This is a genomic window from Amycolatopsis sp. cmx-4-54, from assembly GCF_046548895.1.
Taxonomy (GTDB): Bacteria; Actinomycetota; Actinomycetes; order Mycobacteriales; family Pseudonocardiaceae; genus Amycolatopsis.
In genome coordinates, this window is record NZ_JAEBEJ010000003.1 from 392,760 (window position 1) to 417,457 (window position 24,698).

The following is a 24,698-nucleotide window of genomic DNA, read 5'->3' on the forward strand; positions in this document are numbered from 1 at the left end:
AGCGGCTACACACAGATGATCGGGCAGGGGTGGCGGGTGTCACCGTTCAGTGGGTTTCGCCGCCGCCTTCGAGGCAATACCGTCGGCGGCAAAGCCGAAGTCATGGCCCCGATCGGGTACGGAGGTTTGGCGGATGATGCCGGAGATCAAAGAGGGCGCCGACGACGCCGTCGTTCGCCTGCCCGGGATGCGGGTGGCCTACGAAGGGGCGGCCTTCGACGAGTCCGCGCTGGCGGAGACCTGGACCGCCCAGTTGCAGGACTGGCTGAACCAAGCCGTCTCCGCCGGGATCCCCGAACCGAACGCGATGGTGCTCGCCACCGCCGACCCGGAAGGCAGGCCGTCCTCCCGGACCGTGCTGTGCAAGGGGCTCGACGAGCGCGGTGTCGTCTTCTACACGAACTACACCTCGACCAAGAGCCACGACCTCACCGCGACGCGCTACGCGTCGATCACCTTCCCGTGGTACGCCCTGCAGCGTCAGGTCCACGTGCGCGGCGAGGTGGAAAAGGTCAACGTCGCCGAGACCGCCGAGTACTGGGCGTCCCGCCCGCGCGGCTCGCAGCTCGGGGCCTGGGCGTCGCCGCAGTCGCGCGTCGTCGACGGCCGCCGTGCCCTCGAGAACGCGCTCCACGGCATCGAGCGCCGGTTCGCCGACGTCGAGAAGATCCCCTTCCCGCCGCACTGGGGCGGATGGCGCATCCGGCCGGACGTCGTCGAGTTCTGGCAGGGCCGCGAGGACCGCATGCACGACCGGCTCCGCTACGTCCGCACCGACGACGGCTGGCAGATCGAGCGCGTCGCGCCGTAATTTTTTGTCGCGCCGTGATGTTTGTCGCGCGCTTCCGCAAACGCGCCGCAGGGGCGCCCGGATCGCTTGCAACTCGCGTTGGGAGCGGAGGGCGCCCCTTCGTCGCGTTTCCGGGGGCCTTCGGCCCGAAAGAGGCGCGCGACGGTGAAGTCTCCCCGTCGCGCTGGCGCGCTCCCGGGAGACCGTTGGGTCGCTTGAGTCTGGGTTACGTGAGGCTGGGTCGCTTGGGTTTGGGGCTGGGGCGCTTGAGTCTGGGTTACTTGAGGCTCGGCCCCTGGGTCGGTCGCGTGAGGCTTGGTCGCTGGGGTGTGGGGCGCTGGGGTGGTCGTGGTCTGGTGTTGCGAAAGTGGCTTTCGCAACGTTGAAGGTTGCGAAAGTGGCTTTCGCAACCTGCTCGAGGCAGCGATCGGCCGGGTCCTCGGCGTGAGCCGGTGACGTAAATCGCGCGCGGATGGTTAGTTAGCGCGGCTAAGCTGTCGGGTTGTGAGTGACGACGTGGGGGTTGACCAGCGCAAAGGTGTCCGCAAGCTGGTCGGCTCGATCGTCGTCGACACCCGGCCGCTCAAGATCCCCGCGTTCCGCCGTCTGTGGCTGTCCACCGCGGTCACCGCCGTCGGCAGCCAGCTCACCGCCGTCGCGGTCCCCAAACAGGTCTTCGACCTCACCGGCTCGTCGGCGTACGTCGGCCTGACCGGCCTGGTCGCGCTGATCCCGCTGCTCGTGTTCGGTCTTTGGGGCGGCGCCATCGCGGACGCCGTCGACCGCCGCAAGCTCCTGCTCGTCACCAACGTCGGGATCACCCTCACTTCGGCGGTCCTGTGGCTCCAGGCGTTCCTGAACCTCGGTTCCGTCTGGCTCGTCCTGGGCCTGCTCGCGGTCAACCAGGCGTTCTTCGCGATCAACATGCCGACCCGCGGCGCCGTCGTCGCCCGGCTGGTCCCGGACAACCTGATCGCGCCGGCGACCGCGCTGAGCAGCACGATGTCCACCTTCGGCGCGGTCTTCGGCCCGTTGCTCGCCGGTTCGCTGATCCCGATCCTCGGTCTCTCGACGCTCTACCTGATCGACGTCGTCGCCTTGACCTTGACCCTCATCGCGGTCTGGAAGCTGCCCCCGATCCCGCCGCTCGGCGAGATCGCCCGCCGGGCCGGGATCCGCGACATCATCGACGGCTTCAAATACCTGGCGACCCAGAAGATCCTACTGGCCTCGTTCCTCGTCGACATCATCGCGATGGTCGCGGGCATGCCGCGCGCGCTGATCCCGGAGATGGCGGAGCGCACCTTCGGCGACCCGCCCGGCGGCGGCCCGGCGCTGGGCTGGCTGTACGCCGCGCTCCCCGCGGGCGCGATGCTGATCGGCCTCTTCTCCGGCTGGCTGACCAGGATCCGCAAACAGGGCGTCGGCGTGATCGTCTCGATCTGCGTCTGGGGCGCCGCCGTCGTCGGTTTCGGACTCGCGAACTCGTTGTGGCTCGCGGTGTTCTTCATGGCGCTCGCCGGTGCCGCCGACATGGTCAGCGCGATCTACCGCATGTCGATCCTGCAACTCGCCACCACCGACGAGATGCGCGGACGGCTGCAGGGCGTGTTCACCGTCGTCGTCGCGGGCGGCCCGCGGATCGCCGACCTCACCCACGGCTGGGCCGCCGCCGGTGTCGGCACGGCCGCCGCGGCCTCCGGTGGCGGGGTCCTGGTCATCGTGCTGGTCATCGGCGCGGCGTTGCTCATCCCGTCGTTCTGGCGGTACCGGGCCCCGGTGAACTGAGCCGGTTCGGGCTATCGTCGGGTCCATGCGTATTTCACGGGCGATCATCCTGTTCGCCGCTGTCATCGCGACCCTTTCCGCCTGCTCGTCCGGGGACGGGAAAACGGACAACGCGGCCAAGCCGTCGAGCCAGGCTCCCGCTCCTTCCGCCGCGCCGAGTTCTTCGGCCGCTTCCTCCGGCGGCACCGGCGGGAAGGAGCCGTGCGCGCTGCTGTCCGCCGAGGCGGTCGGCAAGGCGGTGTCGATCCAGGGAGTGACGTCGGCGCCGGGCCCGGTGCAGGACAACGCCGCCAACGGCGGCAAGGCCAAGAGCTGTGTCTTCTCGGCCGCCGGCAAGCAGATCGGCGCGCTCGCGGTGACCCGCTTCGAGGGCAACAAGATCAAGCCGGTCGAGATGGTCGCCGCGCTGAAGAACGCCAAGCCGAACGCGAAGGACGTCGCCGGAGTCGGTGAAGGCGCCATCTACTACACCGACGACAACAAGACCGCGACACTGGCGGCCGCCGAACTCGTGGACAACGTGCCGGTCCTGGTCAACTACACCGGACCGACCAAGATGACGCAGGACATGATGCTCCCGCTGGTGAAGACCGCGGTCGACGCCAACTGACGGAATTGCCCAAAGGCGTGCTTCGTCAACCCGTGACGAAGAACTGACCAAACCGGACTGTCGGCCCCAGACGTGATACGGCACACTCTTGCCGCATGGCGGACACGACGACAACAGAACAGGCCGGCCCCGCCGGCCAACCGAGCCTCAAGCGGGTGATGGGTTCCAAACTCCTGCTGTTCTTCGTGGTGGGGGACATCATCGGGACGGGCGTCTACGCGCTCACCGGACAGGTCGCCGGCCGGGTGGGCGGCGCGCTTTGGCTTCCCTTCCTGATCGCGTTCGTGGTCGCGATCATGACCGCGTTCAGCTACCTGGAACTGGTCGGGAAATACCCGCAGGCGGCGGGGGCCGCGCTCTACACGCACAAGGCGTTCAAGATCCGCTTCCTCACCTTCATGGTGGCGTTCGCGGTGATGTGTTCGGGGATCACGTCGGCCTCGTCGGCGGCGAAGGCCTTCGGTGACACCTACCTCAAGGAATTCATCACCGCGCCGATGCCGCTGGTGGCGATCCTGTTCGTGATCGGGCTCGCGCTGATCAACTTCCGCGGGGTCTCCGAATCGGTGAAGACCAACGTGGTGCTGACCTGCATCGAGATCGGCGGTCTGCTGATCATCATCGGGGTCGGCGTGTGGGCGGTGCTGAACGGCAGCGGGGACGCGTCGCGGCTGGTCGAGTTCGACACCGAGAACCAGACGATGCTGGTGGCGATCACCTCGGCGACGTCGCTGGCGTTCTTCGCGATGGTCGGTTTCGAGGACTCGGTGAACATGGCCGAGGAGTGCAAGGACCCGATCCGGATCTTCCCGAAGGCGATGCTGTGGGGCATGGTCATCGCCGCGACCATCTACATCCTGGTCTCCGTGACCTCTTCGCTGCTGGTGCCCGCCGACGAACTGGAGGCCGCCAAGAGCAGCGCGCTGCTGAAGGTGCTCGACGTCGGGGCCCCCGGGTTCCCGCGCGAGATCTTCTCCGCGATCGGTCTCTTCGCGGTCATCAACTCGGCGCTGATCAACATGCTGATGGCCAGCCGTCTGCTCTACGGCATGGCGAACCAGCGGATCATCCCGAAGCAGCTGGGCACCGTGCACCCGTTCCGCCGCAGCCCGTGGGTGGCGATCGTGTTCACCAGTGTCATCGCCATCGGCCTTGTGTCCTTTGTGGACATCAGTGTGCTCGGCGGTACGACGGCGTTGCTCCTGCTGGCGGTGTTCGCCATCGTCAATGTCGCCGTCCTGGTACTGCGCAAGGAGAAGGCGGCGCACCGGCATTTCCGCGCGCCGACGATCATCCCGGTGCTGGCCGCGATCTTCTGTCTCTACCTGGTGACGCCGCTGTCCGGGCGGCCCGCGCGCGACTACAAGGTCGCCGCGATCCTGCTCGGCGTCGGCATCGTGCTGTGGGGGATCAACTGGCTCGTCATGCGGGCCACGCACAAGGAAGAGGACCGGCAGCCCCTCGAGCCGCCGGTCGGCTGACCACTCCTAGCCCCGGCTGAGCGACTGGTACTCCACCGGGCTGTGGGCCGAGAACACGGTGACCTCGTCGGCGTGTTCTCGGCTCAGCTCCCGCAGCCGCTCGACGTTCTCCAGCCGCGGTTTGCGCAGGGTCTGCACCATGTTCTGGAACGCGGTCATCCCCGGCGGGCAGTGCGGCTTCACGGGATCCAGCTGACCGTGGAAGAAATACGCGTCGCCCGCGTGCAGCAGCCAGCCGTCGCCGGTGTCGACGGCCACCCCGGTGTGGCCCTTGGTGTGCCCCGCGAGCGGTACCAGCAGGATCTCCGGCGGAAGGCCCTTCAGCTCGCGGACGGCCTGGAAGCCGAACCAGTCGTCCCCGGCCTCGTCATACATGCTCCACAGTGGACGGTGGGCGAACTGGTTGGCGCGGAACCGCAGCTTTTCGCTCTGGTTCGCCGGTGACGTCGCCGCGTCGTGCTCCGCGGTGCGGACGTGCACGACGGCGTTCGGGAAGTCCGCGAGCCCGCCGGCGTGATCGACGTCGAGGTGGGTGCAGATGATGTGCCGGACGTCTTCGAGCCGGTGGCCGAGCGCCTCGACGTGATGCGCCGCGGTCTCCGTCTCGACCGGTTTCGCGCCGACCATGATCGTGAACGGCGTGCCGAGCCACGCGCCGGGATTCTCGACGCCCTTGCGGCCGAAACCGGTGTCCACCAGCACGAGTCCGTCGCCGGTCTCGATGAGCAGGCAGTGCGCCACCAGCTCCGAGCGGCGCAGCAGGCCGGGCTGGCCGTCGAGCAGCCTGCCTCCCGGTGCGCGCATCGTGCCGCAGTTCAGGTGGTGGACCTTCATAGCCTGCTCCTCTGGCTGAGCCGTTCGAATGCGGTGGCGTCGTGCGCGGCGAACACCGTCACCTCGTCACCGTTGTCACTGACAAGTTCGCGCAGCCGGCGCTGGTTGTCCAGTCGTGCGGTCTTCTCCGTCTGCATGTACGACTCGAAGAAACCCAAAGCCGGCGGGATATGCGGCTTTCGCTCCAGCTCGCCGCCGTGGAAGACGGCGTCACCGGCGTTGAGGAGCCAGCCGTCGCCGGTGTCGACCGCGACGCCGGCGTGGCCCCGGGTGTGCCCGGCGAGGGGGATGATCAGGACGTCCGGGACCCCTTCGAGTTCGCGGACGGCGTCGAAACCGAACCACGGCTCGCCGTCGGCGCGGTACGACCTCCACAGTGGACCGTGGCTGAACTGGACCTTCCGGTAGCGGCTCGCCTCCTTGCGGTCGACCGGCTTCTCCAGTGCCTGGAGCTCGCGATCGTGGACGTGGACCCGCGCCTGCGGGAAGTCGACGAGCCCGCCCGCGTGGTCGAGGTCGAGGTGGGTGAGCACGACGTCGCGCACGTCGGCCGGGTCGAAGCCGAGCTTGCGGATCTGCGTGGTGGCGCTGAGGTCGTCGTCGCTGTCGGGGTGGACCAGCCGGACGAAACCGGCGCCGAGCCATTCGATCGGACGGGTGACGGTCGGCGTTCCGACACCGGTCTCGACGAGCACGAGCCCGGTTCCGGTCTCCAACAGAAGACAGTGGCAGATCAGTTCGGCGCGACGGAACAGGCCGGGCCTGCCGTCGACGAGTTTGCCGCCGACCGGCCGCATGGTTCCGCAGTTCAGGTGATGGACGCGCATCAGGACAGCTCCCGTTCGAGAGTGGCACGGAGGTGAGGAGCGATCGCGCGCAGCGGCGCGGTGTCGTGCAACGTCTTGGCCAGCAGCAGGCCGCCCTCGACGGCGGCGAGGACGATCGTGGCCAGGTGGTCCGCCTTGTCGGTGTCGAGCGCGTCGGCGATGACGGTGTGCCAGGACCTGTAGCCGTCGGCGCAGGCCTGCCGGATCGTCTCGCTGTCACCCGACGCGTCGAGCGCGACCGTCGCGAGCGGGCAGCCGCGCTGGTAATCCGACTCCTCGAGCGAGGTCGCCAGCGCTTCGACCACGTTTTCGATCCCGGTGACGATGTCGGGCGCGTTCGCGGCGGTCGTGCGCAACAGATCGCAGAGCCGGTCGGCGGACTGACGGATGGCCTCGGCGGCCAGCTGCTCCTTGCCGCCGGGGAAGTGGAAGTAGAGCGATCCCTTGGGCGCGCCGACGGCGGCGACGAGCTGGTTGAGCCCGGTGGCGTGGTAACCCTGCTGGTGGAAGAGCTCGGCGGCGGAATCGAGCATGCGCTGCCGAGTATCGGTGCGGCGGACCATGCGGCCGACTGTAACCCAAACTATGACGACCGGTCTAGTTAGCAGCGCGATGCCGCACTCGCGTGATCAAGCGGCGCACACGCGAGTTACGCCTCCAATCACGCGAGTTCGCCGTCTGATCACGCGAGTTACGTGTCTGATCACGCGAGTCGCGCCTTACGATCGCGAGCCTGGTCGACGAACCGCCACCGGAGCTGATGCGCGCGGCGATGCGCGAGGAACTGCACGGCCTGGTCGACGGCGTCCGGAGGTGGGCGCCCTTCGACATCGCGTGGACCCAGCGCTACCTCGTGTCGACTTGTTGCCGTGTGCTCTACACCCTGCGCACGGCCGAGGTCGAGTCGAAGCGCGGCGCGCTCGAATGGGCGCGTGAACATCTCGACCCGCGGTGGCGGCCGTTGCTCACGCAGGTGCTCCAAGACCGCGAACTCGGCTGGGCTCCGGAGGATCCGCCTCGTCCGGGCAGCCTCGAAGCGGCCCGCGAATTCGCCGCGTACGCCGAAACGCTAGACACCGATCGCCGACGCTGATCCGCCGAACTGGTGCCGCAGCTCGCGTTTGAGCAGCTTCCCGGACGCGTTCTTCGGCAGTTCGCCGACGAAATGCACCGACTTCGGCACCTTGTGCGCCGCCAGTGACTTCTTGGCGAACTCGATCAGTTCCGCTTCCTCGACGGTTTCCTTCGTCACGACGATCGCCGCGATCGCCTCGATCCAGCGTTCGTGCGGCAGGCCGACGACGGCGACCTCGGCGACGGCGGGATGGGCGTACAGCGCGTCCTCCACCTCTCGTGAGGCGACCAGGACACCACCGGTGTTGACGACGTCCTTGATCCGGTCCACGACGAACAGGTAGCCCTCCTCGTCCTGTCGCACCAGGTCACCGGAGTGGAACCAGCCGCCCGCGAACGCCTCCACCGACTCCTCGGGCTTGCCCCAGTAACCGGTGCACAGCTGGGGAGAGCGGTACACGACCTCGCCGAGTTCGCCCGGCGGGAGGTCGTTCATCTCGGCGTCCACCACCCGCGTCTCGACGAAGAGGACCGGACGGCCGACGGAATCCGGCCGCGCGTCGTGCTCTTCGGGGCGCAGGACCGTCGCGAGCGGACCGATCTCCGACTGGCCGAAGCAGTTGTAGAAACCGACTCCTTCCAGCCGTGAACGCAGTGCTTTCAGAACCGGCACCGGCATGATCGACGCGCCGTAGTAGGCCTTGGTGAGGCAGCTCAGATCCGCGTCCGCGAGACCGGGATGGTTCGCGAGTCCCACCCAGACGGTCGGCGGGAAGAACAGGGAAGTGATGCCCTGGCGCGGAATCCGCGCGAGGATGTCACCGAGGTCGGGCGCCTCGACGAGATGGTTGGTCGCGCCGACGGCCAGTCCGGGCATGAGAAAGACGTGCATCTGCGCCGAGTGGTACAGCGGCAGCGCGTGCAGCGGCACGTCACGGTCGCTCAGGTCGAGCGCCGCGATGCAGGACGAATACTCGTGCACCAGCGCGCGGTGGGTGAGCATCGCGCCCTTCGGCCGCGAGGTCGTCCCGGACGTGTAGAGCAGCTGGACGAGGTCGTCGTCGGCGACCCCGGACTCCTCGTGCGGTTCGACGGTTTCGTCCAGCGCCCACTCCAGAATGTCCAATGTGGACATATGCTCGACGCCGACGTGCTCGGCCAGCGCGGGATCGACGAAGGCGACGGCGGGTTCGGACTGCGTGAGCAGATACGCGAGCTCTTCACCGCGCGCGTTGAAGTTCACCGGCACGTGCACCAGCCCGGCCCGCGCGCAACCGAGGTACAGCAACAGGTACGCGTCGGAGTTCTTGCCGAAGGCCGCGACGCGGTCACCGTGGACTAGCCCGCGGCCGAGCAGTTTCGCCCCGACCCGACCCGCCGCGCGGTCGAGCTCCGCGTACGTCCACACGCGATCGGCGAAGGTGAGCGCGACCCGTCCCGGGACGCGGCGCGCGCTCCGTTCCAGGACGCGGCCGACGGTGCTGGGGTAGCCGGGAACGGTCATCGCGACGGTCTCCTTCGTCCGGGCCTGGCATTCCCACAGTAACCTCGTCCGCATGGCCAATCCCACCGGAGAGCAGTTCGAGATCACCCGCGGCAACGCGCGCGCCGTCGTCACCGAGATCGGTGCCGGGTTGCGCGCGTTCGAGGTCGGCGGAGTGCCGTACGTCGAGGCGTTCGCCGAAGACGAGAAGCCGCCGAAGGGCGCCGGGCAGGTGCTGCTGCCCTGGCCGAACCGCACCAAGGGCGGCCAGTGGGTGCACCAGGGTGAGAAACAGCAGCTCCCGATCACCGAAGAGGCGCGCGGCAACGCGATCCACGGCCTGACCCGGCACGAGGAGTGGGAGCTTCTCGAGCACGCGGAGTCGTCGATCACGCTGGCCATCGACGTCCCGGCGCAGGAGGGCTGGCCGGTACCGCTGCGCGCGACGATCACTTACGAGATCTCGCCGCGTGAACTGGTCGTGACGCACGAGATCCGCAACGAGGGCGAGAGCCCGATCGGCGTCGGGCTCGGCACACACCCCTACTTCCGCATCGGCGACGTGCCCACCGACGAGCTGACCCTGACGCTGCCCGCGAGCCGGGTCCGCCCGTATCTCGGTGACGAGCAGATGCCGTACGCCGACGAGCAGGACGTCGAGGGGACCGAGTACGACTTTCGGTCCGGCAAGGTACTCGAAGGCGTCGACCTCGACACGGCGTTCGGCGGGCTGAGCGTGGCCGAGGACGGGAACCACCACCACGTCCTCTCGCACGGGGAGCAGGAGTTGCTGGTCTGGGCCGGGCCGGACTTCCGCTGGGCGCAGGTGTTCACGCCGGACGACCTGGTCGGCCGCGGCCGGGCGGTGGCGATCGAGCCGATGACCTGCCCTGCCGACGCGCTCAACACCGGCACCGACCTGATCGACCTGGAGCCCGCGTCCTCGTGGACCGGGAGCTGGGGAATTCGGGTGCGCTGACGATGTCACCGCCGTCGCTGCTCCGACTGGGCCCCGTGGACGCGGGCGAAGTGCTCACGTTGCAGCGCGCGGCGTACGTCCCGGAGGCAAGGGAGCACGAGAACCTCGATCTCCCGCCGCTGCTGGAAACCTTCGAGCAGGCCAAGGCCGCCCTGGGCGATCCCGCGTGTTTCGCCTGGGGCGTCAGGGAATCCGGGCGGCTGGTGGCGAGCGTCCGGATCGTCGTGGACGGCGAGGCCGGTCTCGTCGGCAGGCTCATCGTGGCGCCGGACAGGCAGGGACACGGGCTCGGCAGCTCATTGCTTCTCGCCGCCGAAGCGGCCGCGCCACCCGCGGTGACCGTGTTCCGCCTGTTCACCGGGGAGCGGAGCGCCGGTCCGCTGCGGATGTACCGGAAGCTCGGCTACGTCGAGACGCACCGCACGCCCGAGAAGCACTACGAACTGGTCCACTTCGAAAAGCCCCGCGTGCGGACCGGTGGCCCAGTTCGTTAGCGTGTCAAAGTATGTCTCACAAAGCACAGGTCAAGGCCATCGTCGGTGGTTACGTCGTCCCGGTCGACGGTGATCCCATCGACGGCGGCACGGTCCTCATCGAGAACGGGAAGATCGCCGCGGTCGGCACCGACGCCGACGTCGACGTCCCCGACGACGCCGAACTGATCGACGCCGCGGGCAGCTGGGTGCTGCCCGGGTTCATCGACGCGCACGCCCACCTCGGCGTCCACGAAGACGGCGAAGGCTGGTCCGGGAACGACACGAACGAGATGACCGACCCGAACGGCGCGCGGTTCCGGGCGATCGACGGGATCGACCCGTACGAGCCCGGCTTCGACGACGCGCTCGCGGGCGGCGTCACCAGCGTCGTCATCAAGCCCGGCTCCGGAAACCCCATCGGCGGGCAGACGATCGGCGTCAAGACCTGGGGCCGGACCGTGCTCGACATGATCTTCGCCGAGGGCGTCAGCGTGAAGAGCGCGCTCGGCGAAAACCCGAAGCGGGTCTACGGGGAGAAGAAGCAGACGCCGTCGACCAGGCTCGGCGTCGCGTCGACCATCCGCGACGCGTTCACCGCCGCGCGCAACTACGCCGCCCAGCGCGAACACGCCGCCGGCGAGGGCAAGCCGTTCGACGTCGACCTGACCAAGGAGACGCTGGCCAAGGTCCTCGACGGCGAGCTGTACTGGGACCAGCACGTCCACCGCGCCGACGACATGGTGACCGCGATCCGGCTGGCCGACGAGTTCGGCTACAAACTGGTGATCAACCACGGCACCGAAGGGCATCTGATCGCGGACCTGCTCGCCGAGCGGGACGTGCCGGTGATCCTCGGCCCGCTGTTCACCACGAAGTCCAAAGTGGAGCTGCGCAACCGCACCCTGCGCGCGCCCGGCATCCTCGCCAGGGCGGGCGTGCGGATCGCGATCACCACGGACCACCCGGTCGTGCCGATCAACTTCCTGGTGTACCAGGCCGCGCTGTCGGTGAAGGACGGCCTCGACCCGGAGACCGCGCTGAAGGCGCTGACCGTCAACCCGGCCGCGATGCTGGATCTCGACGACCAGGTCGGTTCGCTGAAGCCGGGCCTCGACGCCGACGTTGTCATCTGGTCGGGTGACCCGCTGGACGTGATGAACCGGGCCATGCGGGTGTTCGTGCGCGGGCGCGAGGTCTACCACTTCGACGAGGTGGCCGGCGTCGGCGTCACCGAGGAACGCCGGTACCGCGAGGGCTGATCTCGGTCTTGCCAGGACGGCCCCACCTGTGCTCTCATGTGTGACACACTGGGGAGGGTGTGTAACACATGAAGCGCTGGGTTCTTGTTCTGGTGATCGGCTTCGGTTTCTTGGGTGTGTGCCTGATGTGGGCGTCCGAAGACTCGAGTGCCGTCAAATGCAGCGGCAGGCTCATGTCGTACGGCGACGTCTGTGAGACCACCAAGGGTGGCCGCACCATCCGTACGGAGACCTACGACGAGATGAAGGCGGGCGCCCAAACCCGCGAGAAGATCTTCCGCGACCATGGTCTGTGGGTGGGCGGAGTCGGGGCCGGACTGACCGGGCTGGGCGCGACCATGCTGATTCGCAAGCGGCGGAGTGCGACGCGAGCCGGAGTGACGGCGCCGCAAGGCGGATACCCGCAGCCGCAGCCGCAGCCGCAGCCGCAATGGCAAGGGCAGCAGCAGTGGCAAGGCCAGCCGCAGCCGGGATTTCCGCCGCAGCAAGGAAACCCGCGGCCGTACGCGAACCAGGCGGTTCAGCAGTACCCGCCGCGGCGGCCCGGCCCGCCGGCGCAAGCCGTTCAGCAGTATCAGCAGCCGTTCCCGCCGCAAGGCGGCTGGCCGCAGCAACCGCCACAGCAGCGACCGCCGCAACAGTTCGGCCCGACAGGGCACTGAGCGGCTACGCCAGAAGGCGGTCGAGATCCAATTTCACCGGGAACGGCTCGGTGGTGGCGAATTCGCCTGTCATGGCCGGAGCGTCCTGGTAGCCGAGTTCGCCTGCTCGGTGGCAGGCGACAAGCGAGACGGGCTCGCTGAGATCGACGATCCAGTAATGCGGGATCCCCGCGTCGGCGTACTCGCCGTGTTTGGTCACGTAGTCGGTGCGCTTCGAGCCCGGCGACACGATCTCGACCACGACGACGACGTCGTCCGCGTGGTACATCGTGTCTTCTTCGTCGATCCGTTCGCCCGCTTCGCGAAGGGCGATGATCAGATCCGGCCGCCTGGCGAAACCCGGCTCGCCAGGCGGAACCAGTCCAAGGTCGACATCGATGTCCTGGACGAATTCGAGGTGCTCGGGCAGCTGGGATTCCAGTTGCCTGGCCAAGAAGTACAGCGCCTTGTTGTGTCTCCTGCTGGAGCTCGGCGACAGGACGAGGCGGCCTTCCACGAGCTCGGTGAATCCGGAATCGGGTTCACCGAGCGCCGCGTATTCCGCGACGGACAGCAGATGATGCGGAACGGCCCACCCTGATTCACCGTGCGACCCGGCCGTGGAGGAGGGAAGGACTGTCACAGCGTCTCCTCACGTCTTCCGCAATTTCTCACGGCTTGCAGGGTGACCAATGGTGACCATAGCAGCGCGGAGAGTCAGTTTTTCCGGAGTTCCCGCGCGATCACCATGCGCTGGATCTGGTTCGTGCCCTCGAAGATCTGCGGCACCTTCGCCTCCCGCATGTACCGCTCCACCGGGAAGTCCTTCGTGTACCCGGCGCCGCCGAGGACCTGCACGGCGTCGGTGGTCACCTTCATCGCGCCGTCGGTCGCGACGAGTTTCGCGATCGACGCCTGCCGCTGGAACGGCAGTCCGCGGTCGCGGCGGCGGGCGGCGTCGAGGTACATCGCGCGCGAGGTCTCGACGGTCGCGGCCATGTCGGCCAGCAGGAATTCCAGGCCCTGGAACTCGATGATCGGCCGCCCGAACTGCGTGCGGCCCTTCGCGTATTCGAGGGCCTCGTCCAGCGCGGCCTGCGCGAGCCCGACGGCGCAGGCGGCGATGCCCAGCCGTCCGGAGCTGAGCGACGACAGCGCGATCTTCAGTCCCTCGCCCTCTTCGCCGATCCGCCGGTCGGCGTCGACGGCGGCGTCCTCGAACATCAGCTGTGCGGTGGTCGACCCGGTGAGGCCCATCTTCCGCTCGGGCGGCGCGGCCGACAGGCCCGGCGTCGCGGCGTCGACGAGCAGGCAGGAGATGCCCTGGCCGCCGTCGTCGCTGGTGCGCACCATGGTCGTGTAGAAGTCGGCCTCACCCGCGTGGGTGATCCACGCCTTCGTCCCGTTCACGACGTACCGGTCGCCGTCGAGCCGCGCGCGGGTCGAAAGGGCGGCCGCGTCGGAACCGGCATGGGTCTCGGAGAGCGCGTACGCGCCCAGCAGGCCGCCTTCCAGCATCGCGGGCAGCCAGCGATCACGCTGCTCGTCGGTGCCGTGGTGCGCCAGCGCGAAGCAGGACATCGTGTGCACGGAGAGCCCGACGCCGACCGACATCCACGCGGTCGCGATCTCCTCCAGGACCTGCAGGTAGACCTCGTACGGCAACTCGCCGCCGCCCCAGCGTTCCGAATACGGCAGGCCGAGCAGCCCGGCCTGACCGAGCAGCCGGAACTGCTCGCGCGGGAACTGCGCGGTCTCCTCGTACTTGCTCGCGATCGGGGCGAGCTCCTCGCGCGCGATCTCCTTGGCCAGGCCGATCAGATCCTGGGCCTCGGTGCTGGGCAGCAGACGGTCCGCCGGCATGGCTCCTCCGAGCTGAGCTGTACTAAAACCGAGCTGTACTAAAAACAGTACTGTGGGCTGATCCAGCGTACAGTAGACGGCGCTGGGGGGACACCGTTCGCGTAGGGGATAGTGATCCGATGACCTCGCGCCGCCAGCCAACCGCGCGTCAGAGAGCACTGCTCTCGGAGCTTGAAGCGATCTTCCTCGCCGAAGGGTTCTCCCAGTTCACGCTGGACGACCTGGCCGCCAGGCTCCGCTGCTCCAAGTCGACCCTCTACGCGCTCGCGCCCAGCAAGGAGCAGCTCGCGGTCAAGGTCGTCACCCACTTTTTCAAGGGCGCCGCCGAACTGCTGGAGGAGCGGATCGACGGTATCGACGACGCCCGCAAGATCCTCGGGGAGTACCTCGCCGGGATCTCCGAGTACCTGAATCGCGCCTCGGCCGCTTTCATGACCGATATCGCCGAATTCGCGCCGACGCGGGACGCGTATCAGCTCAACAGTCGTGTCGCGGCAGGCCGGATCCGGTCGTTCATCGATCGCGGCGTCACCGACGGTGTTTTCCGTGAGGTGCACGCGCGGCTGATCGCGGAAATGGCGGGACTGATCATCGAGGGAATCCAGACCGGGGTCATCGGTCAGCGCACCGGGGTGACCGACGCCGAAGCGTTCACCGCGCTTTCGGAAGTCCTTCTCGGCGGCCTTGAACCCAAAATGTCCTGAAATGACAATTCTGGTGGTCTCACCGCCGCCTCGGCTAACATCGCGCCCGTGATCGTCGTAGGTGGAGAGGCGCTGGTCGACCTCGTTCCCGGTGCACCGTTGGATTCCACTGTGGACGGTGGGTTGCGCGCGCTGCTGCCCCGGATGGGTGGTGGTCCCTACAACGTCGCGCTCGCCGCCGGGCGGCTCGGCGTCCCGACGGGCTTCCTCTCGCGCGTCTCGAACGACCGCTTCGGCGTCGCGCTGGTGGACCGGCTGCACGCGTCCGGTGTCGGCACCGCCTTGCTGCAGCGGGGAAACGAGCCGACGACACTCGCCGTGGTCGCGCTCGACGAGAAGGGTTCCGCGCGGTACACCTTCTACACCGAGGGCACCGCGGACCGGCTGGTCGCCGACCCCGGCCCGCTGCCCGAAGATGTGACGGCGCTCTCGCTCGGCACCCTCGGCATGGTCCTGGAGCCGGGCGCGAGCACGTACGAAACCGTGTTGCGCCGCGAATCCGCCCGCGGTGTCCTGACCGTGCTCGATCCGAACATCCGTGCGGCGCTGATCACCGATCCGGCGGCCTACCGGGCGAGATTCGAGTCCTGGCTGCCGCATGTCCGCCTGCTCAAGATCTCCGACGACGACACGGAATGGCTCGCCGAGGGCGCCGACCCGGTCGACGCGGCAAAGGTCTGGACCTCTTGTGGAGTCGATGCCGTCGTGCTCACCCGGGGCGCGCGGGGGTTGTCGGTGATCACACGAGCGGGCGAAATCGCGCAGGTCCCGTCACGCCGGGTCGATGTCGTCGACACCATCGGCGCCGGTGACACCGTGCAGGGCGCTCTGCTGGCGTGGCTGTACTCGAACGGAGTGCGTGACTTGTCCACTCTCGACGCCGTCGGCTGGCGTACGGCGCTCGAATTCGCGGCGAAAGCGGCGTCGATCACCGTGTCGCGGAGCGGGGCCGAACCGCCGACGGCGGGCGATATGGCATCCGCCGTGTGAACCTGGTCCCAAAGGGGCTGTTGTGAGCAACTCACCCGCTGCGCGTTGACCCCATTCTCGACTAGCGTAGAGGGGAATTCATACCCCAGCGGGGCGGTGTGCAGCGAGGCCGTGGGTCACGCGCGTGAAAGAGGGCGTACCTGTGGAACCTACAGGCGCCGCCGGCCCGTGCTGAACGTGAGAGGGACTTACATGTCCGACGCGACGACGGGCGAGACCGCCACGCTGCGCCTGCCCAACGGCGAGCACGAGTTCAAGGTGATCCACCCGGTCGAGGGCGCGCCTGGGATCGAGCTGGGGAAGCTGCTGGCGACGACCGGGTACATCACCCACGACCCGGGCTTCGTGAACACCGGCGCCGCGTCCTCGGCCATCACCTACATCGACGGTGACGCCGGCATCCTGCGCTACCGCGGGTACCCGATCGAGCAGCTGGCCGAGAAGTCGACCTTCATCGAGGTCTCGTACCTGCTCATCTACGGCGAGCTGCCGACCCAGGCGCAGCTGGAGGAGTTCACCGGGAAGATCCAGCGCCACACCCTGCTGCACGAAGACCTCAAGGCCTTCTTCAGCGGCTTCCCGCGCGACGCGCACCCGATGCCGGTGCTGTCCAGCGCCGTATCCGCGCTGTCGACCTTCTACCAGGACTCGCTCAACCCGTTCGACGAAGCGAACGTGGAGCTGTCCACCATCCGCCTGCTGGCCAAGGTCCCGACCCTGGCCGCGTACGCGTACAAGAAGTCCGTCGGCCAGCCGATGCTGTACCCGGACAACTCGCTCGGCCTGGTCGAGAACTTCCTGAGGATGACCTTCGGCTTCCCCGCCGAGCCCTACGAGGTCGACCCGGACGTCGCCAAGGCGCTCGACCTGCTGTTCATCCTGCACGCCGACCACGAGCAGAACTGCTCGACCTCGACCGTGCGCCTCGTCGGCTCCTCCGAGGCGAACCTGTTCGCCTCGATCTCGGCGGGGATCAACGCGCTCTTCGGCCCGCTGCACGGTGGCGCCAACAGCGCGGTCCTGGACATGCTCGAGGGCATCCAGGCCGAGGGCGGCGACGTCGCGAACTTCGTCACCCGCGTGAAGAACAAGGAAAAGGGTGTCCGCCTGATGGGCTTCGGGCACCGGGTCTACAAGAACTACGACCCGCGCGCGAAGATCATCAAGAACACCGCGGACGAGATCCTCTCCAAGCTCAAGGGCGGCGACCAGCTGCTCGACATCGCGAAGAAGCTGGAAGAGACCGCGCTCTCGGACGACTACTTCATCGAGCGGAAGCTGTACCCGAACGTCGACTTCTACACCGGTCTGATCTACCGGGCGCTCGGCTTCCCGACGAAGTACTTCACCGTGCTGTTCGCGCTCGGCCGCCTGCCGGGCTGGATCGCGCACTGGCGCGAGATGATCCAGGACCCGGCCACCAAGATCGGCCGCCCGCGGCAGATCTACACCGGCTACGCGTCGCGGGACTACGCGCCCATCGCGGAGCGCTGATCCCGGCTCTCTCAAGTGCAATGAAGGACGCTTTCATGGCGAATTTTGCTATGAAAGCGTCCTTCATTGCATCCGGGCGTGCGGGGTCAGGGGAGCGCGCATAGGGTTTCGGGAGTGACCAGAGAAGCCCCCGTAGTGCTGTGGTTCCGCCGCGACCTCCGGCTCGGAGACCACGCCGCCCTGCTGGAGGCCTCGAAGCACAGCAAGCACGTCCTCGCGCTGTACGTCCTCGACGACGCGCTCCTCAAGCCCTCCGGCGCCCCGCGCGTCGCTTTCCTGCACGGCTGCCTGAAGGCGCTGGACGACCAGCTCGGTGGACGGCTGATGCTCGTCAAGGGCGACCCGGCCGAACAGGTCGTCAAGGCCGCGCGCGAGATCGGTGCCGCGGCGGTGCACGTCAGCGCGGACACCGGCCCGTACGGCCGCCGCCGCGACGACGAGGTCAAGAGGGCGTTGGCGGAGCACGACATCGCGTGGGTGGAGACGGGGTCTTCGTACGCGGTGACGCCAGGGCGCACCACCAAACCCGATGGCGACCCCTACCGCGTGTTCACCCCGTTCTATCGCGCGTGGGTGCGCCACGGCTGGCCGCGGCCCGCGGACACCGGCGAGTCCATAGTGGACTGGGTGGCGCCGCCGCGATCCGTCGAGCTCCCGAAGTCCCCGTCGCTCAAAGGAATGGAGCTGCCGGAGCCCGGTGAGAAGGCCGCGCTGGAACGCTGGCACGAGTTCCTGGACGACGGCCTCGAAACCTACGACGAGGACCGCGACCGGCCGGATCGCCCCGGCACGACAAGACTTTCGCCGTATCTGCGCTGGGGTTGCGTCCACCCGCGCACCCTGCTGGCCGATCTCGCCGGAAACGAGGGATCCGGCGCCAAGGCGCTGCGCGGCGAGTTCGCCTGGCGTGAGTTCCACGCCGACGTTCTGTGGCACCGTCCCGAAACCGCGCGGAAGAACTACGATTCCCGGTTCGACGCCATGGAACACGAGAACGACGACGAGGCTTTCCAGCGGTGGCGCGAGGGACGCACCGGCTTCCCGATCGTCGACGCGGGGATGCGGCAGCTGCTCGCCGAGGGCTGGATGCACAACCGCGTCCGGATGATCGTGGCGAGTTTCCTGGTCAAGGACCTGCATCTGCCGTGGTGGCTCGGCGCGCGGCATTTCATGAAACATCTGGTCGACGGCGATCTCGCGTCGAACCAGCTGAACTGGCAGTGGGTCGCGGGCAGCGGCACCGACGCCGCGCCGTACTTCCGGATCTTCAACCCGACCACGCAGGGGGAGAAGTTCGACCCCGCCGGCGATTACGTGCGCCGTTACGTGCCCGAACTCCGCTCCGTCCCGGGAAAAGCCGTGCACAAACCCGCCGACGTTCCCGATTATCCCGCGCCGATGGTCGACCACGCTCACGAGCGCCAGGTCGCCCTGGAACGCTACGGCGCCATCAAAGGTACGTGAAGGCCCCCTTCCTGTACCTAGGCGCAAGGAAGGGGGCCTTCATGTACCTGTGGGTCAGCCGCGCAGGGCATCCGAAAGCTTGATCCGGCTGCCGACCCGCAGGACGCTGTTCTGGTAGATCCGCGCGCCCAGCCAGGTGAACAGGGCGATGGCGCCCACGGTCAGGCCCAGCGACGCCACGATCTCCCACGTCTCGACGGTCCCGGCCGCGATCCTGGCGGGCATCAGCACCGGGGAAAGCAGCGGCACCAGGGACAGCACCTTCGTGCCCGTGCCCTCCGGCGCCTGGGCCAGGAGGTTGAACCCGACGATGAAGCCCAGGATCAGCACGATGTTGACCGGGCCGATCACGGACTGGGTGTCCTCCTGCCGGGAGACCAGCGAACCCATGGCGCCGTAGACGGTGGCGTACAACAGGAACCCGAGCAGGTACCACACCACACCCCACAGCAGCGCACCCGTCGCGACCCCGGACAGGGTCAGCACGTTGGTCGCCGAAGCGACGATCAACCCGGCGCCGCCGATGATCACCAGCTGCGTCAGCCCGACCAGGCCGAGCCCGATCACCTTGCCCAGCAACAGATGCCACGGCCGGACCGTGGACAGCAGGATCTCCACGACGCGGCTGGACTTCTCCTCGACCACGCCCTGCGCGACCAGCGTCCCGTAGGTCACGATGCTCATGTACAGCAGCACCGCCACGATCAGCCCGATCACCATCCGCTGCGCCTTCTCCGGGTCCGGCGGTTTGATCGAGGCGACCTCGACCTGGGTCTGGTGGACCGTGCGCATCACCTCGTCCGGCGACTTCTGGGCCTCGGAAAGGATGCCGTTCAGCACTTCCTGCTGGGATACACCGTTCAGCAGGGAGCGCAGCTTCGTGTCCAATTCGGACTTGACGAGGACCTTCAGCTCGGTGGCGTTGCCGGACAGCAACGCGTCGAGGTCGCCGTTCTCGATCTGTGACCGGCCTTGAGCCGGATCGGCGACGGTGACGGTCTCGATCTTCTCGCCGATCGCCTCGCCCGCGGTCTTGAGCTGCTGCGCGATCCCGGCGGTCTGTCCGGTGAGCCCGACCTTGCTCTTGTCCTCGTTGCTGATCAGCGTGGACTGCAGCAGGACGTAGCCCATCAGCATGACCAGCAGCACCGCGGTGCCGACCACGAAGGACCTGGTGCGCAGCCGGGTGTTCAGCTCGCGTTTTGCGATGAGCCAGACCGCGCGCCATGAGGATACGGTGTTCATGCGGAAACTCCCTGTGCCGCCGGCTTCTCGGCGACCGCGTCGCGGAAAAGCTCGGTCAGCGAACGCCTGCGTTTGGTGAACTCGGTGACCGGGCCGGTGGCCAGCGCCGCAGCGAGCACGGCCTGATCGTCGGCTCCCGCCTCGAGTTCGAGGATCGTGGTCGAGCCGTTCTGCTCGACCGTCCGGACACCGGGAACGGCCGAAGCCCAGCCAGGCGCGGCGGCGGGCGCGGTGACGACGAGACCGTTGCCCGCGCCGGCGGTCAGCTCCCCGACGGTGCCGGAGGCGACCATCCGTCCACTTCGGATGATGCCGACCCGGTCGCACAACCGCTCGACCAGATCCAGCTGGTGACTGGAGAACACCACCGGCACACCGGTCGCGGCCTTCTCGCGCAACACGCCGCTCATCACGTCCACGGCCAGCGGGTCGAGACCGGAGAACGGCTCGTCCAGCACCAGCACCTTCGGATCGTGCACCAGCGCCGCGGCGAGCTGCACGCGTTGCTGGTTGCCGAGGCTCAGCTTCTGGACCTCGTCCTTGCGCCGTTCGGTCAGCCCGAGGCGCGCGATCCAGTTCTCGGCGCTGCGGTGGGCGTCGTTGGCCGACATCCCGTGCAGTTCGGCGAGATAGACCAGCTGCTCCAGCACCTTCATCTTCGGGTACAGCCCGCGTTCTTCCGGCATGTACCCGATGCGGGTGCGGGTCTCGTGGGTGATCGGGGCGCCGTCGTAGCGCACCTGGCCGGAGTCGGCCGCGAGCACGCCGAGCACGATCCGCATCGTGGTGGTCTTGCCCGCGCCGTTGCTGCCGACGAACCCGAACAGCTCACCGGGCTGGACCTCGAAGCTCACCTCGTCCAGCGCGACCTTCGCGCCGTACCTTTTGGAGATCCGGTCGATCTCCAGTTTCCCCTCGCTCATTTCCACTTCCCCTCTTCGAAATACCGCACCAGCGCCGTGAATCCCCGATGGACGCCGGAAACCGTGCGGTTCCGCTCGATCAGCCCGTCCAGCTCGACGTTGCTCACCACCGAACTGGCCCGGTACACCAGGACCGCCCGGCCCGCGCCGGCGAGGACCCCACCCGCCACCAGCACGACGGCGACCACGCCGATGGACACTTTGTGCCGCTTCTTGTCCCCGGTCATGCCGGAGCCACCCCCTCGAAGTCTTCGGGATCATCGTCCGGCAGTCGCCACGCGAGCCACAGCGCCGGAAGCGACGTCCCGAAGACGAACAACGCCGCTGTCATCGCGGAAAGCAGAGAACCGGAGTCCGGCTGTCCTGCCGCGTAGAGCCCGTATGCGAGATCCACCAGCATCAGCACGCAGATCCCCTGGAACGCAGCGTAGTGCGCGCGGTCGCGCAGCAGCAGTTCGCGCTCGTCGAGGTCCTTCGCCGCGGAACCGGGTCTGCCGACGGCCTTGCGCAGTACCGCCGTGGTACTGACACAGACCCCGAGGCCCGGCCCCATCAGGCCGACCGCGAACCAGAACGTCGGCTCGCGGAGCAACGCGGCCCCGGCGATGACCACGAGGTGACCGATCACCGCGGCGACGGCGAGCGACCGCCGGTCCGATCGCGTCCGGGTGGTGGTCATGCGGGGCTCACCTCTTCGAAATCGGTGTAGTCCTCGGGGTCGTCGTCCGGCAGCGACCAGCCGAGGATGACGCCGGAGAGCGTGGTCCCGGTGACCAGCAGCGCGCAGGCCATCATCGCGCCGCGGGGGCCGCCGTCCTCCGTGCCGGAGATGACCAGGCCGTAGAGCACCGCGACCATCATCAGCCCGACCAGGACCTGATAACTGACGTAGGTGACGCGGTGGCGCCATTCCCGCTCGCGTTCGTCGAGCCGGAGCGAGAATCCGCCGCTCATCTTGCCGGTGAGGATCCGCAGCAGGTAGTGCGCGCCGCCGGCGATCACCGCACCTCCGAACCAGCACACGACGAAGACCGGTTCCGGTTGCCGATGGAACACGGCGGCACCGGCGATCAGGATCAGATCGCCGAGGATCACCAGTACGCTCAACGTCCGTCGCCGCTTCCTCGTGCGCCAGGTCGGCAGCCTCAGCGACCGCTTGCGTTCCAGTTCGTCCAGCCGTTCCTGCTGGCGCTCCCAGTACGCCGCGAGGCGGCCTCGCCCTTCGCTCATGTTCCCCCCTCCCGGTAGACCTGAGTGGACAGCGGCGTGAACGGTTCGCGGCTGAACACGGCCTCGACCGGGAGGTCGAACACCGCGCAGATGCGGAACGCCAGGTCCAGGCTCGGGTAGTGGTCCCCCCGTTCGAGCGCGCCGATGGTCTGCGGGTTGACCTCGACGGCCGCCGCGAGGGCGGCCCTGCTCAGTCCGCGCTCCGCCCGGAGCACGGGAAGCCGGTTGTAGATCGGCAGCTCTTTGCCCCGTCTGACCGGACTCATGGAACATACTGTTGCAAAAACCCAACGACTCGTCAAGCTGAGGACATGTATCACCGCATTTAGAGGACGAAATGCGGGACGTTCAGGCGAGTCCGGCGAGCGATTTGTCGACAAGATCCTGGACGCGGCCGCGGGCGGCCTCGGCGTCCGGGGTGACGAGGCCGAGCCGGGTGCGGCGCTCCAAGACGTCCTCGACGTCGAGAGCGCCCTCGTGCCGCACGGCCCAGACGACTTCCGCCGCGCTGATCTCGGTCCCGTCGAACAGGGGCAGGCCCAGTTCCGGATCGACCTCGCCGAGTGCCGCGACCCGCGGCGCCTCGGTGCCGTACTTCGCGACCAGCCGAGGCGGCGCGTCTACAGTGGACAGACGGCTTCGCGGTGTCGCGCCGAGCAGCGGGAGCCGGGACGTGGTCGACGGCCCGGCGAGGAGCCCGGACCGTTTCAGCGCCGCGTCGACGGCGTCCTCGGCCATCTTCCGGTACGTCGTCAGCTTGCCGCCGACGACGGTGAGCACGCCGTCGGCGCCGGTCACCACCGCGTGCTTGCGCGAGAGGTCCGCGCTCCTCCGATGGGCTCTCAGCGGGAAAGAGTGCTTCGAGCCGGGCCCCCCGGCGTCGTCGACCAGCGGCCGCAGCCCGGCGAACGAGCCCGCGACGTCGGCCCGCGTCAGCGGGCGGGTGAACGCCGTCGACGCCACTTCGAGCAGGAAGTCCACATCGGACTCCGGCACGGTCGGTACGCGCGGGACCGGGCCGTCGGTCGGCTCGTCGGTGACCCCGACGAACACCCGGTCGTCCGGTTGCGGCAGCAGGAAGACGAAGCGGTTGTTCTCACCGGGGACGGGCACGTTGACTGACGTCGCACCGATTCGTGCCGCTCCCGAAGCCAGGATGAGATGTGAACCGCGGGAAGGCCGCAATCGCACCGATTCCGCCAGTTCGCCCGCCCAGACGCCCGTCGCGTTGATCACCTGACGGGCGCGGATCTCGATCTCCTGCCCGGTGAGCCGGTCCCTGGCCAGTACCGATTCCCCGTCGAGCCGGAGTGCCTCGACCTTGGTCAGGATCTTCGCGCCACGTGACGCCGCCGTGCGGGCCAGGTTCACGACCAGACGCGCGTCGTCGGTCAGCGCGCCGTCGTAGGCCAGCAGCGCGCCGCGCAGGCCTCGCGGGGACAGACCGGGTGCGAGCGCCAGCGCCTCCGCGGCCGGGACCGACCTCGGCCGCGGCAACACCGACGCCGGTGTTCCGGCCGCGCGGCGGAGGCCGTCGCCGGCGACGAGGCCGGTCATGATGAACGCCTGCTGGCCGCGGGAGGTCTCGCGGTACAGGGGGAACAGCTGCGGGATCGCCCTGGTGAGATGCGGCGCGGTGCGGGTCATCAGGATCCCGCGTTCGACGGCGCTTTCGTGCGCCAGCGCCAGATCGCCCTTGGCCAGGTACCGGAGGCCGCCGTGGACGAGCTTGCTGGACCAGCGTGACGTCCCGTATGCCAGGTCATACGCCTCGATCAGGGCCACCGAAAGCCCGCGCGCGGCCGCGTCCAGCGCGATCCCCGCGCCGGTGACACCGCCGCCGACCACCACCAGATCGACCCGCTCGCCGCCGGCCAGCGCCGTGAGTTCCCGGTCGCGCCGCAGAGCGTTGAGCGAGCCCGGCGTCACGGCCGCAACGCCGCGTCGAGCACGTGGGCGAACTCCGCCATCAGCTCCTTCTCGTTCACGTCCGCGATGGCGGGGCGGTAGGAGAACGCGAAGGACTGGATGAGCAGCAGCAGCGTGCGCGCCTGCGAGGGCAGGTCGCCCTTGCGGATCGAGCCGTCTTCGTGGCCGGACTTCAGCAGGTGCAGGATCACGCCTTCGGCGAAACGCTGCGTCTTCCCGAACCGCTCGACGATGTAGGGCAGGACGAGTTCGGAGTCGAGATCCAGCAGGGTGCGGAACAACGGGTCGCCCGACAGCGCGGCGACGGCGGCGGACGAACTCTGTACGAGCTTCTCGCGGAAGTTGGCGGGCTCGACCTTAGGCTCGGCGGCACCCTGCAGCAGGCCGCCGAACTCACGGGTCATGAGGGTCGCGAGCACGCTGCGCACGTCCGGGAACCGCCGGTAGACGGTCATCCGGCTGACCTTCGCGGTGCGGGCGATCTCGGCGAGGGTGGTCCGCCTCACGCCGACTGCGAGTACGCACTTCTTCGCGGCGTCGAGCAGAACGTCGTCGGACACACGCGTGGAGGCCTGGCGGGATCGGGTGTCCGCCAGCGCCGAAACGCCTGTTTC

The 24,698-nt window shown here is 68.3% G+C and carries 27 protein-coding genes; 13 read left to right on the plus strand and 14 right to left on the minus strand.

Annotated features, from left to right (window positions below; translation table 11 throughout):
* Nucleotides 1–133: 133 nt before the first annotated feature.
* From pdxH to ACLJQ7_RS12150, 4 genes are all read left to right on the plus strand, one after another.
* Nucleotides 134–811: a pyridoxamine 5'-phosphate oxidase gene (pdxH, locus tag ACLJQ7_RS12135; protein WP_410648281.1), complete on the plus strand. Its 678-nt coding sequence runs from the start codon at nucleotides 134–136 to the stop codon at nucleotides 809–811.
* Between the two features lie 483 nt (nucleotides 812–1,294).
* Entirely contained in the window at nucleotides 1,295–2,578 is a 1,284-nt protein-coding gene (locus ACLJQ7_RS12140; protein WP_410648282.1) for an MFS transporter, read from the plus strand.
* Nucleotides 2,579–2,603: 25 nt separating this feature from the next.
* A complete protein-coding gene (locus ACLJQ7_RS12145; RefSeq protein WP_410648283.1) occupies nucleotides 2,604–3,188 on the plus strand; it encodes a DUF3558 domain-containing protein in 585 nt (194 codons plus the stop codon).
* A 95-nt stretch (nucleotides 3,189–3,283) separates the two neighbouring features.
* Entirely contained in the window at nucleotides 3,284–4,669 is a 1,386-nt protein-coding gene (locus tag ACLJQ7_RS12150; RefSeq protein ID WP_410648284.1) for an APC family permease, read from the plus strand.
* A 6-nt stretch (nucleotides 4,670–4,675) separates the two neighbouring features.
* Here the strand turns inward: ACLJQ7_RS12150 and ACLJQ7_RS12155 are convergent, their stop codons facing one another.
* The 3 genes from ACLJQ7_RS12155 to ACLJQ7_RS12165 are packed head-to-tail and all read right to left on the minus strand — an operon-like array spanning nucleotide 4,676 to nucleotide 6,893.
* Nucleotides 4,676–5,503 (minus strand): MBL fold metallo-hydrolase, encoded by an 828-nt coding sequence (locus tag ACLJQ7_RS12155; protein WP_410648285.1) that lies wholly within the window; start codon nucleotides 5,501–5,503, stop codon nucleotides 4,676–4,678.
* Complete coding sequence (locus tag ACLJQ7_RS12160; RefSeq protein WP_410648286.1) at nucleotides 5,500–6,330, minus strand: MBL fold metallo-hydrolase; 831 nt, start codon at nucleotides 6,328–6,330, stop codon at nucleotides 5,500–5,502. The genes ACLJQ7_RS12155 and ACLJQ7_RS12160 overlap by 4 nt, the downstream gene beginning before the upstream one ends.
* Nucleotides 6,330–6,893: a TetR/AcrR family transcriptional regulator gene (locus ACLJQ7_RS12165; RefSeq protein ID WP_410648287.1), complete on the minus strand. Its 564-nt coding sequence runs from the start codon at nucleotides 6,891–6,893 to the stop codon at nucleotides 6,330–6,332. The genes ACLJQ7_RS12160 and ACLJQ7_RS12165 overlap by 1 nt, the downstream gene beginning before the upstream one ends.
* A gap of 170 nt (nucleotides 6,894–7,063) precedes the next feature.
* On the opposite strand from ACLJQ7_RS12165, the gene ACLJQ7_RS12170 reads away from it, so the two are divergent.
* Nucleotides 7,064–7,423 carry an aminoglycoside adenylyltransferase domain-containing protein gene (locus tag ACLJQ7_RS12170; protein WP_410648575.1) on the plus strand — a complete coding sequence of 120 codons (360 nt, stop codon included), beginning with the start codon at nucleotides 7,064–7,066 and terminating at the stop codon, nucleotides 7,421–7,423.
* Here the strand turns inward: ACLJQ7_RS12170 and ACLJQ7_RS12175 are convergent.
* Nucleotides 7,400–8,908 carry a fatty acyl-CoA synthetase gene (locus ACLJQ7_RS12175; RefSeq protein WP_410648576.1) on the minus strand — a complete coding sequence of 503 codons (1,509 nt, stop codon included), beginning with the start codon at nucleotides 8,906–8,908 and terminating at the stop codon, nucleotides 7,400–7,402. The genes ACLJQ7_RS12170 and ACLJQ7_RS12175 overlap by 24 nt on opposite strands.
* Nucleotides 8,909–8,960: 52 nt before the next feature.
* Here ACLJQ7_RS12175 and ACLJQ7_RS12180 point away from each other — a divergent pair, with 52 nt between their 5' ends.
* From ACLJQ7_RS12180 to ACLJQ7_RS12195, 4 genes are all read left to right on the plus strand, one after another.
* Nucleotides 8,961–9,866, plus strand: coding sequence for an aldose 1-epimerase family protein (locus ACLJQ7_RS12180; protein WP_410648288.1), 906 nt, complete (start codon nucleotides 8,961–8,963; stop codon nucleotides 9,864–9,866).
* Nucleotides 9,867–9,868: 2 nt separating this feature from the next.
* Nucleotides 9,869–10,360, plus strand: a complete 492-nt coding sequence (locus tag ACLJQ7_RS12185; RefSeq protein ID WP_410648577.1) for a GNAT family N-acetyltransferase — start codon at nucleotides 9,869–9,871, stop codon at nucleotides 10,358–10,360.
* Between the two features lie 11 nt (nucleotides 10,361–10,371).
* On the plus strand, nucleotides 10,372–11,601 hold the full coding sequence (locus ACLJQ7_RS12190) for an amidohydrolase (protein ID WP_410648289.1): 1,230 nt from the start codon (nucleotides 10,372–10,374) through the stop codon (nucleotides 11,599–11,601).
* A 68-nt stretch (nucleotides 11,602–11,669) separates the two neighbouring features.
* Nucleotides 11,670–12,263, plus strand: coding sequence for a hypothetical protein (locus ACLJQ7_RS12195; protein WP_410648290.1), 594 nt, complete (start codon nucleotides 11,670–11,672; stop codon nucleotides 12,261–12,263).
* Between the two features lie 4 nt (nucleotides 12,264–12,267).
* On the opposite strand, the gene ACLJQ7_RS12200 is transcribed toward ACLJQ7_RS12195, so the two are convergent.
* Nucleotides 12,268–12,885 carry a Uma2 family endonuclease gene (locus ACLJQ7_RS12200; protein WP_410648291.1) on the minus strand — a complete coding sequence of 206 codons (618 nt, stop codon included), beginning with the start codon at nucleotides 12,883–12,885 and terminating at the stop codon, nucleotides 12,268–12,270.
* A gap of 74 nt (nucleotides 12,886–12,959) precedes the next feature.
* The gene (locus tag ACLJQ7_RS12205; RefSeq protein WP_410648292.1) at nucleotides 12,960–14,105 is read right to left on the minus strand and encodes an acyl-CoA dehydrogenase family protein; all 1,146 of its coding nucleotides are present in this window, start codon (nucleotides 14,103–14,105) and stop codon (nucleotides 12,960–12,962) included.
* 119 nt (nucleotides 14,106–14,224) lie between these two features.
* On the opposite strand from ACLJQ7_RS12205, the gene ACLJQ7_RS12210 reads away from it, so the two are divergent.
* From ACLJQ7_RS12210 to ACLJQ7_RS12225, 4 genes are all read left to right on the plus strand, one after another.
* The gene (locus ACLJQ7_RS12210; RefSeq protein ID WP_410648294.1) at nucleotides 14,225–14,809 is read left to right on the plus strand and encodes a TetR/AcrR family transcriptional regulator; all 585 of its coding nucleotides are present in this window, start codon (nucleotides 14,225–14,227) and stop codon (nucleotides 14,807–14,809) included.
* 48 nt (nucleotides 14,810–14,857) lie between these two features.
* Entirely contained in the window at nucleotides 14,858–15,799 is a 942-nt protein-coding gene (locus ACLJQ7_RS12215) for a carbohydrate kinase family protein (RefSeq protein WP_410648295.1), read from the plus strand.
* Nucleotides 15,800–15,991: 192 nt separating this feature from the next.
* Nucleotides 15,992–17,293 carry a citrate synthase gene (locus tag ACLJQ7_RS12220; RefSeq protein ID WP_410648296.1) on the plus strand — a complete coding sequence of 434 codons (1,302 nt, stop codon included), beginning with the start codon at nucleotides 15,992–15,994 and terminating at the stop codon, nucleotides 17,291–17,293.
* Nucleotides 17,294–17,407: 114 nt separating this feature from the next.
* Nucleotides 17,408–18,757 carry a cryptochrome/photolyase family protein gene (locus tag ACLJQ7_RS12225; RefSeq protein WP_410648297.1) on the plus strand — a complete coding sequence of 450 codons (1,350 nt, stop codon included), beginning with the start codon at nucleotides 17,408–17,410 and terminating at the stop codon, nucleotides 18,755–18,757.
* A gap of 54 nt (nucleotides 18,758–18,811) precedes the next feature.
* On the opposite strand, the gene ACLJQ7_RS12230 is transcribed toward ACLJQ7_RS12225, so the two are convergent.
* From ACLJQ7_RS12230 to ACLJQ7_RS12265, 8 genes are all read right to left on the minus strand, one after another.
* Nucleotides 18,812–20,002: an ABC transporter permease gene (locus ACLJQ7_RS12230; protein ID WP_410648298.1), complete on the minus strand. Its 1,191-nt coding sequence runs from the start codon at nucleotides 20,000–20,002 to the stop codon at nucleotides 18,812–18,814.
* Nucleotides 19,999–20,925 (minus strand): ABC transporter ATP-binding protein, encoded by a 927-nt coding sequence (locus ACLJQ7_RS12235; protein WP_410648299.1) that lies wholly within the window; start codon nucleotides 20,923–20,925, stop codon nucleotides 19,999–20,001. The genes ACLJQ7_RS12230 and ACLJQ7_RS12235 overlap by 4 nt, the downstream gene beginning before the upstream one ends.
* Nucleotides 20,922–21,152: a hypothetical protein gene (locus ACLJQ7_RS12240; protein ID WP_410648300.1), complete on the minus strand. Its 231-nt coding sequence runs from the start codon at nucleotides 21,150–21,152 to the stop codon at nucleotides 20,922–20,924. Before ACLJQ7_RS12240 ends, ACLJQ7_RS12235 begins: the two co-directional genes overlap by 4 nt.
* Complete coding sequence (locus ACLJQ7_RS12245) at nucleotides 21,149–21,604, minus strand: hypothetical protein (protein ID WP_410648301.1); 456 nt, start codon at nucleotides 21,602–21,604, stop codon at nucleotides 21,149–21,151. The genes ACLJQ7_RS12240 and ACLJQ7_RS12245 overlap by 4 nt, the downstream gene beginning before the upstream one ends.
* A complete protein-coding gene (locus ACLJQ7_RS12250) occupies nucleotides 21,601–22,155 on the minus strand; it encodes a hypothetical protein (RefSeq protein ID WP_410648302.1) in 555 nt (184 codons plus the stop codon). The genes ACLJQ7_RS12245 and ACLJQ7_RS12250 overlap by 4 nt, the downstream gene beginning before the upstream one ends.
* Nucleotides 22,152–22,421: a helix-turn-helix transcriptional regulator gene (locus ACLJQ7_RS12255; RefSeq protein WP_034308595.1), complete on the minus strand. Its 270-nt coding sequence runs from the start codon at nucleotides 22,419–22,421 to the stop codon at nucleotides 22,152–22,154. Before ACLJQ7_RS12255 ends, ACLJQ7_RS12250 begins: the two co-directional genes overlap by 4 nt.
* Before the next feature lie 82 nt (nucleotides 22,422–22,503).
* A complete protein-coding gene (locus tag ACLJQ7_RS12260; protein ID WP_410648303.1) occupies nucleotides 22,504–24,084 on the minus strand; it encodes a glycerol-3-phosphate dehydrogenase/oxidase in 1,581 nt (526 codons plus the stop codon).
* Nucleotides 24,081–24,644 carry a TetR/AcrR family transcriptional regulator gene (locus ACLJQ7_RS12265; protein WP_410648578.1) on the minus strand — a complete coding sequence of 188 codons (564 nt, stop codon included), beginning with the start codon at nucleotides 24,642–24,644 and terminating at the stop codon, nucleotides 24,081–24,083. The genes ACLJQ7_RS12260 and ACLJQ7_RS12265 overlap by 4 nt, the downstream gene beginning before the upstream one ends.
* Nucleotides 24,645–24,698 lie beyond the last annotated feature (54 nt).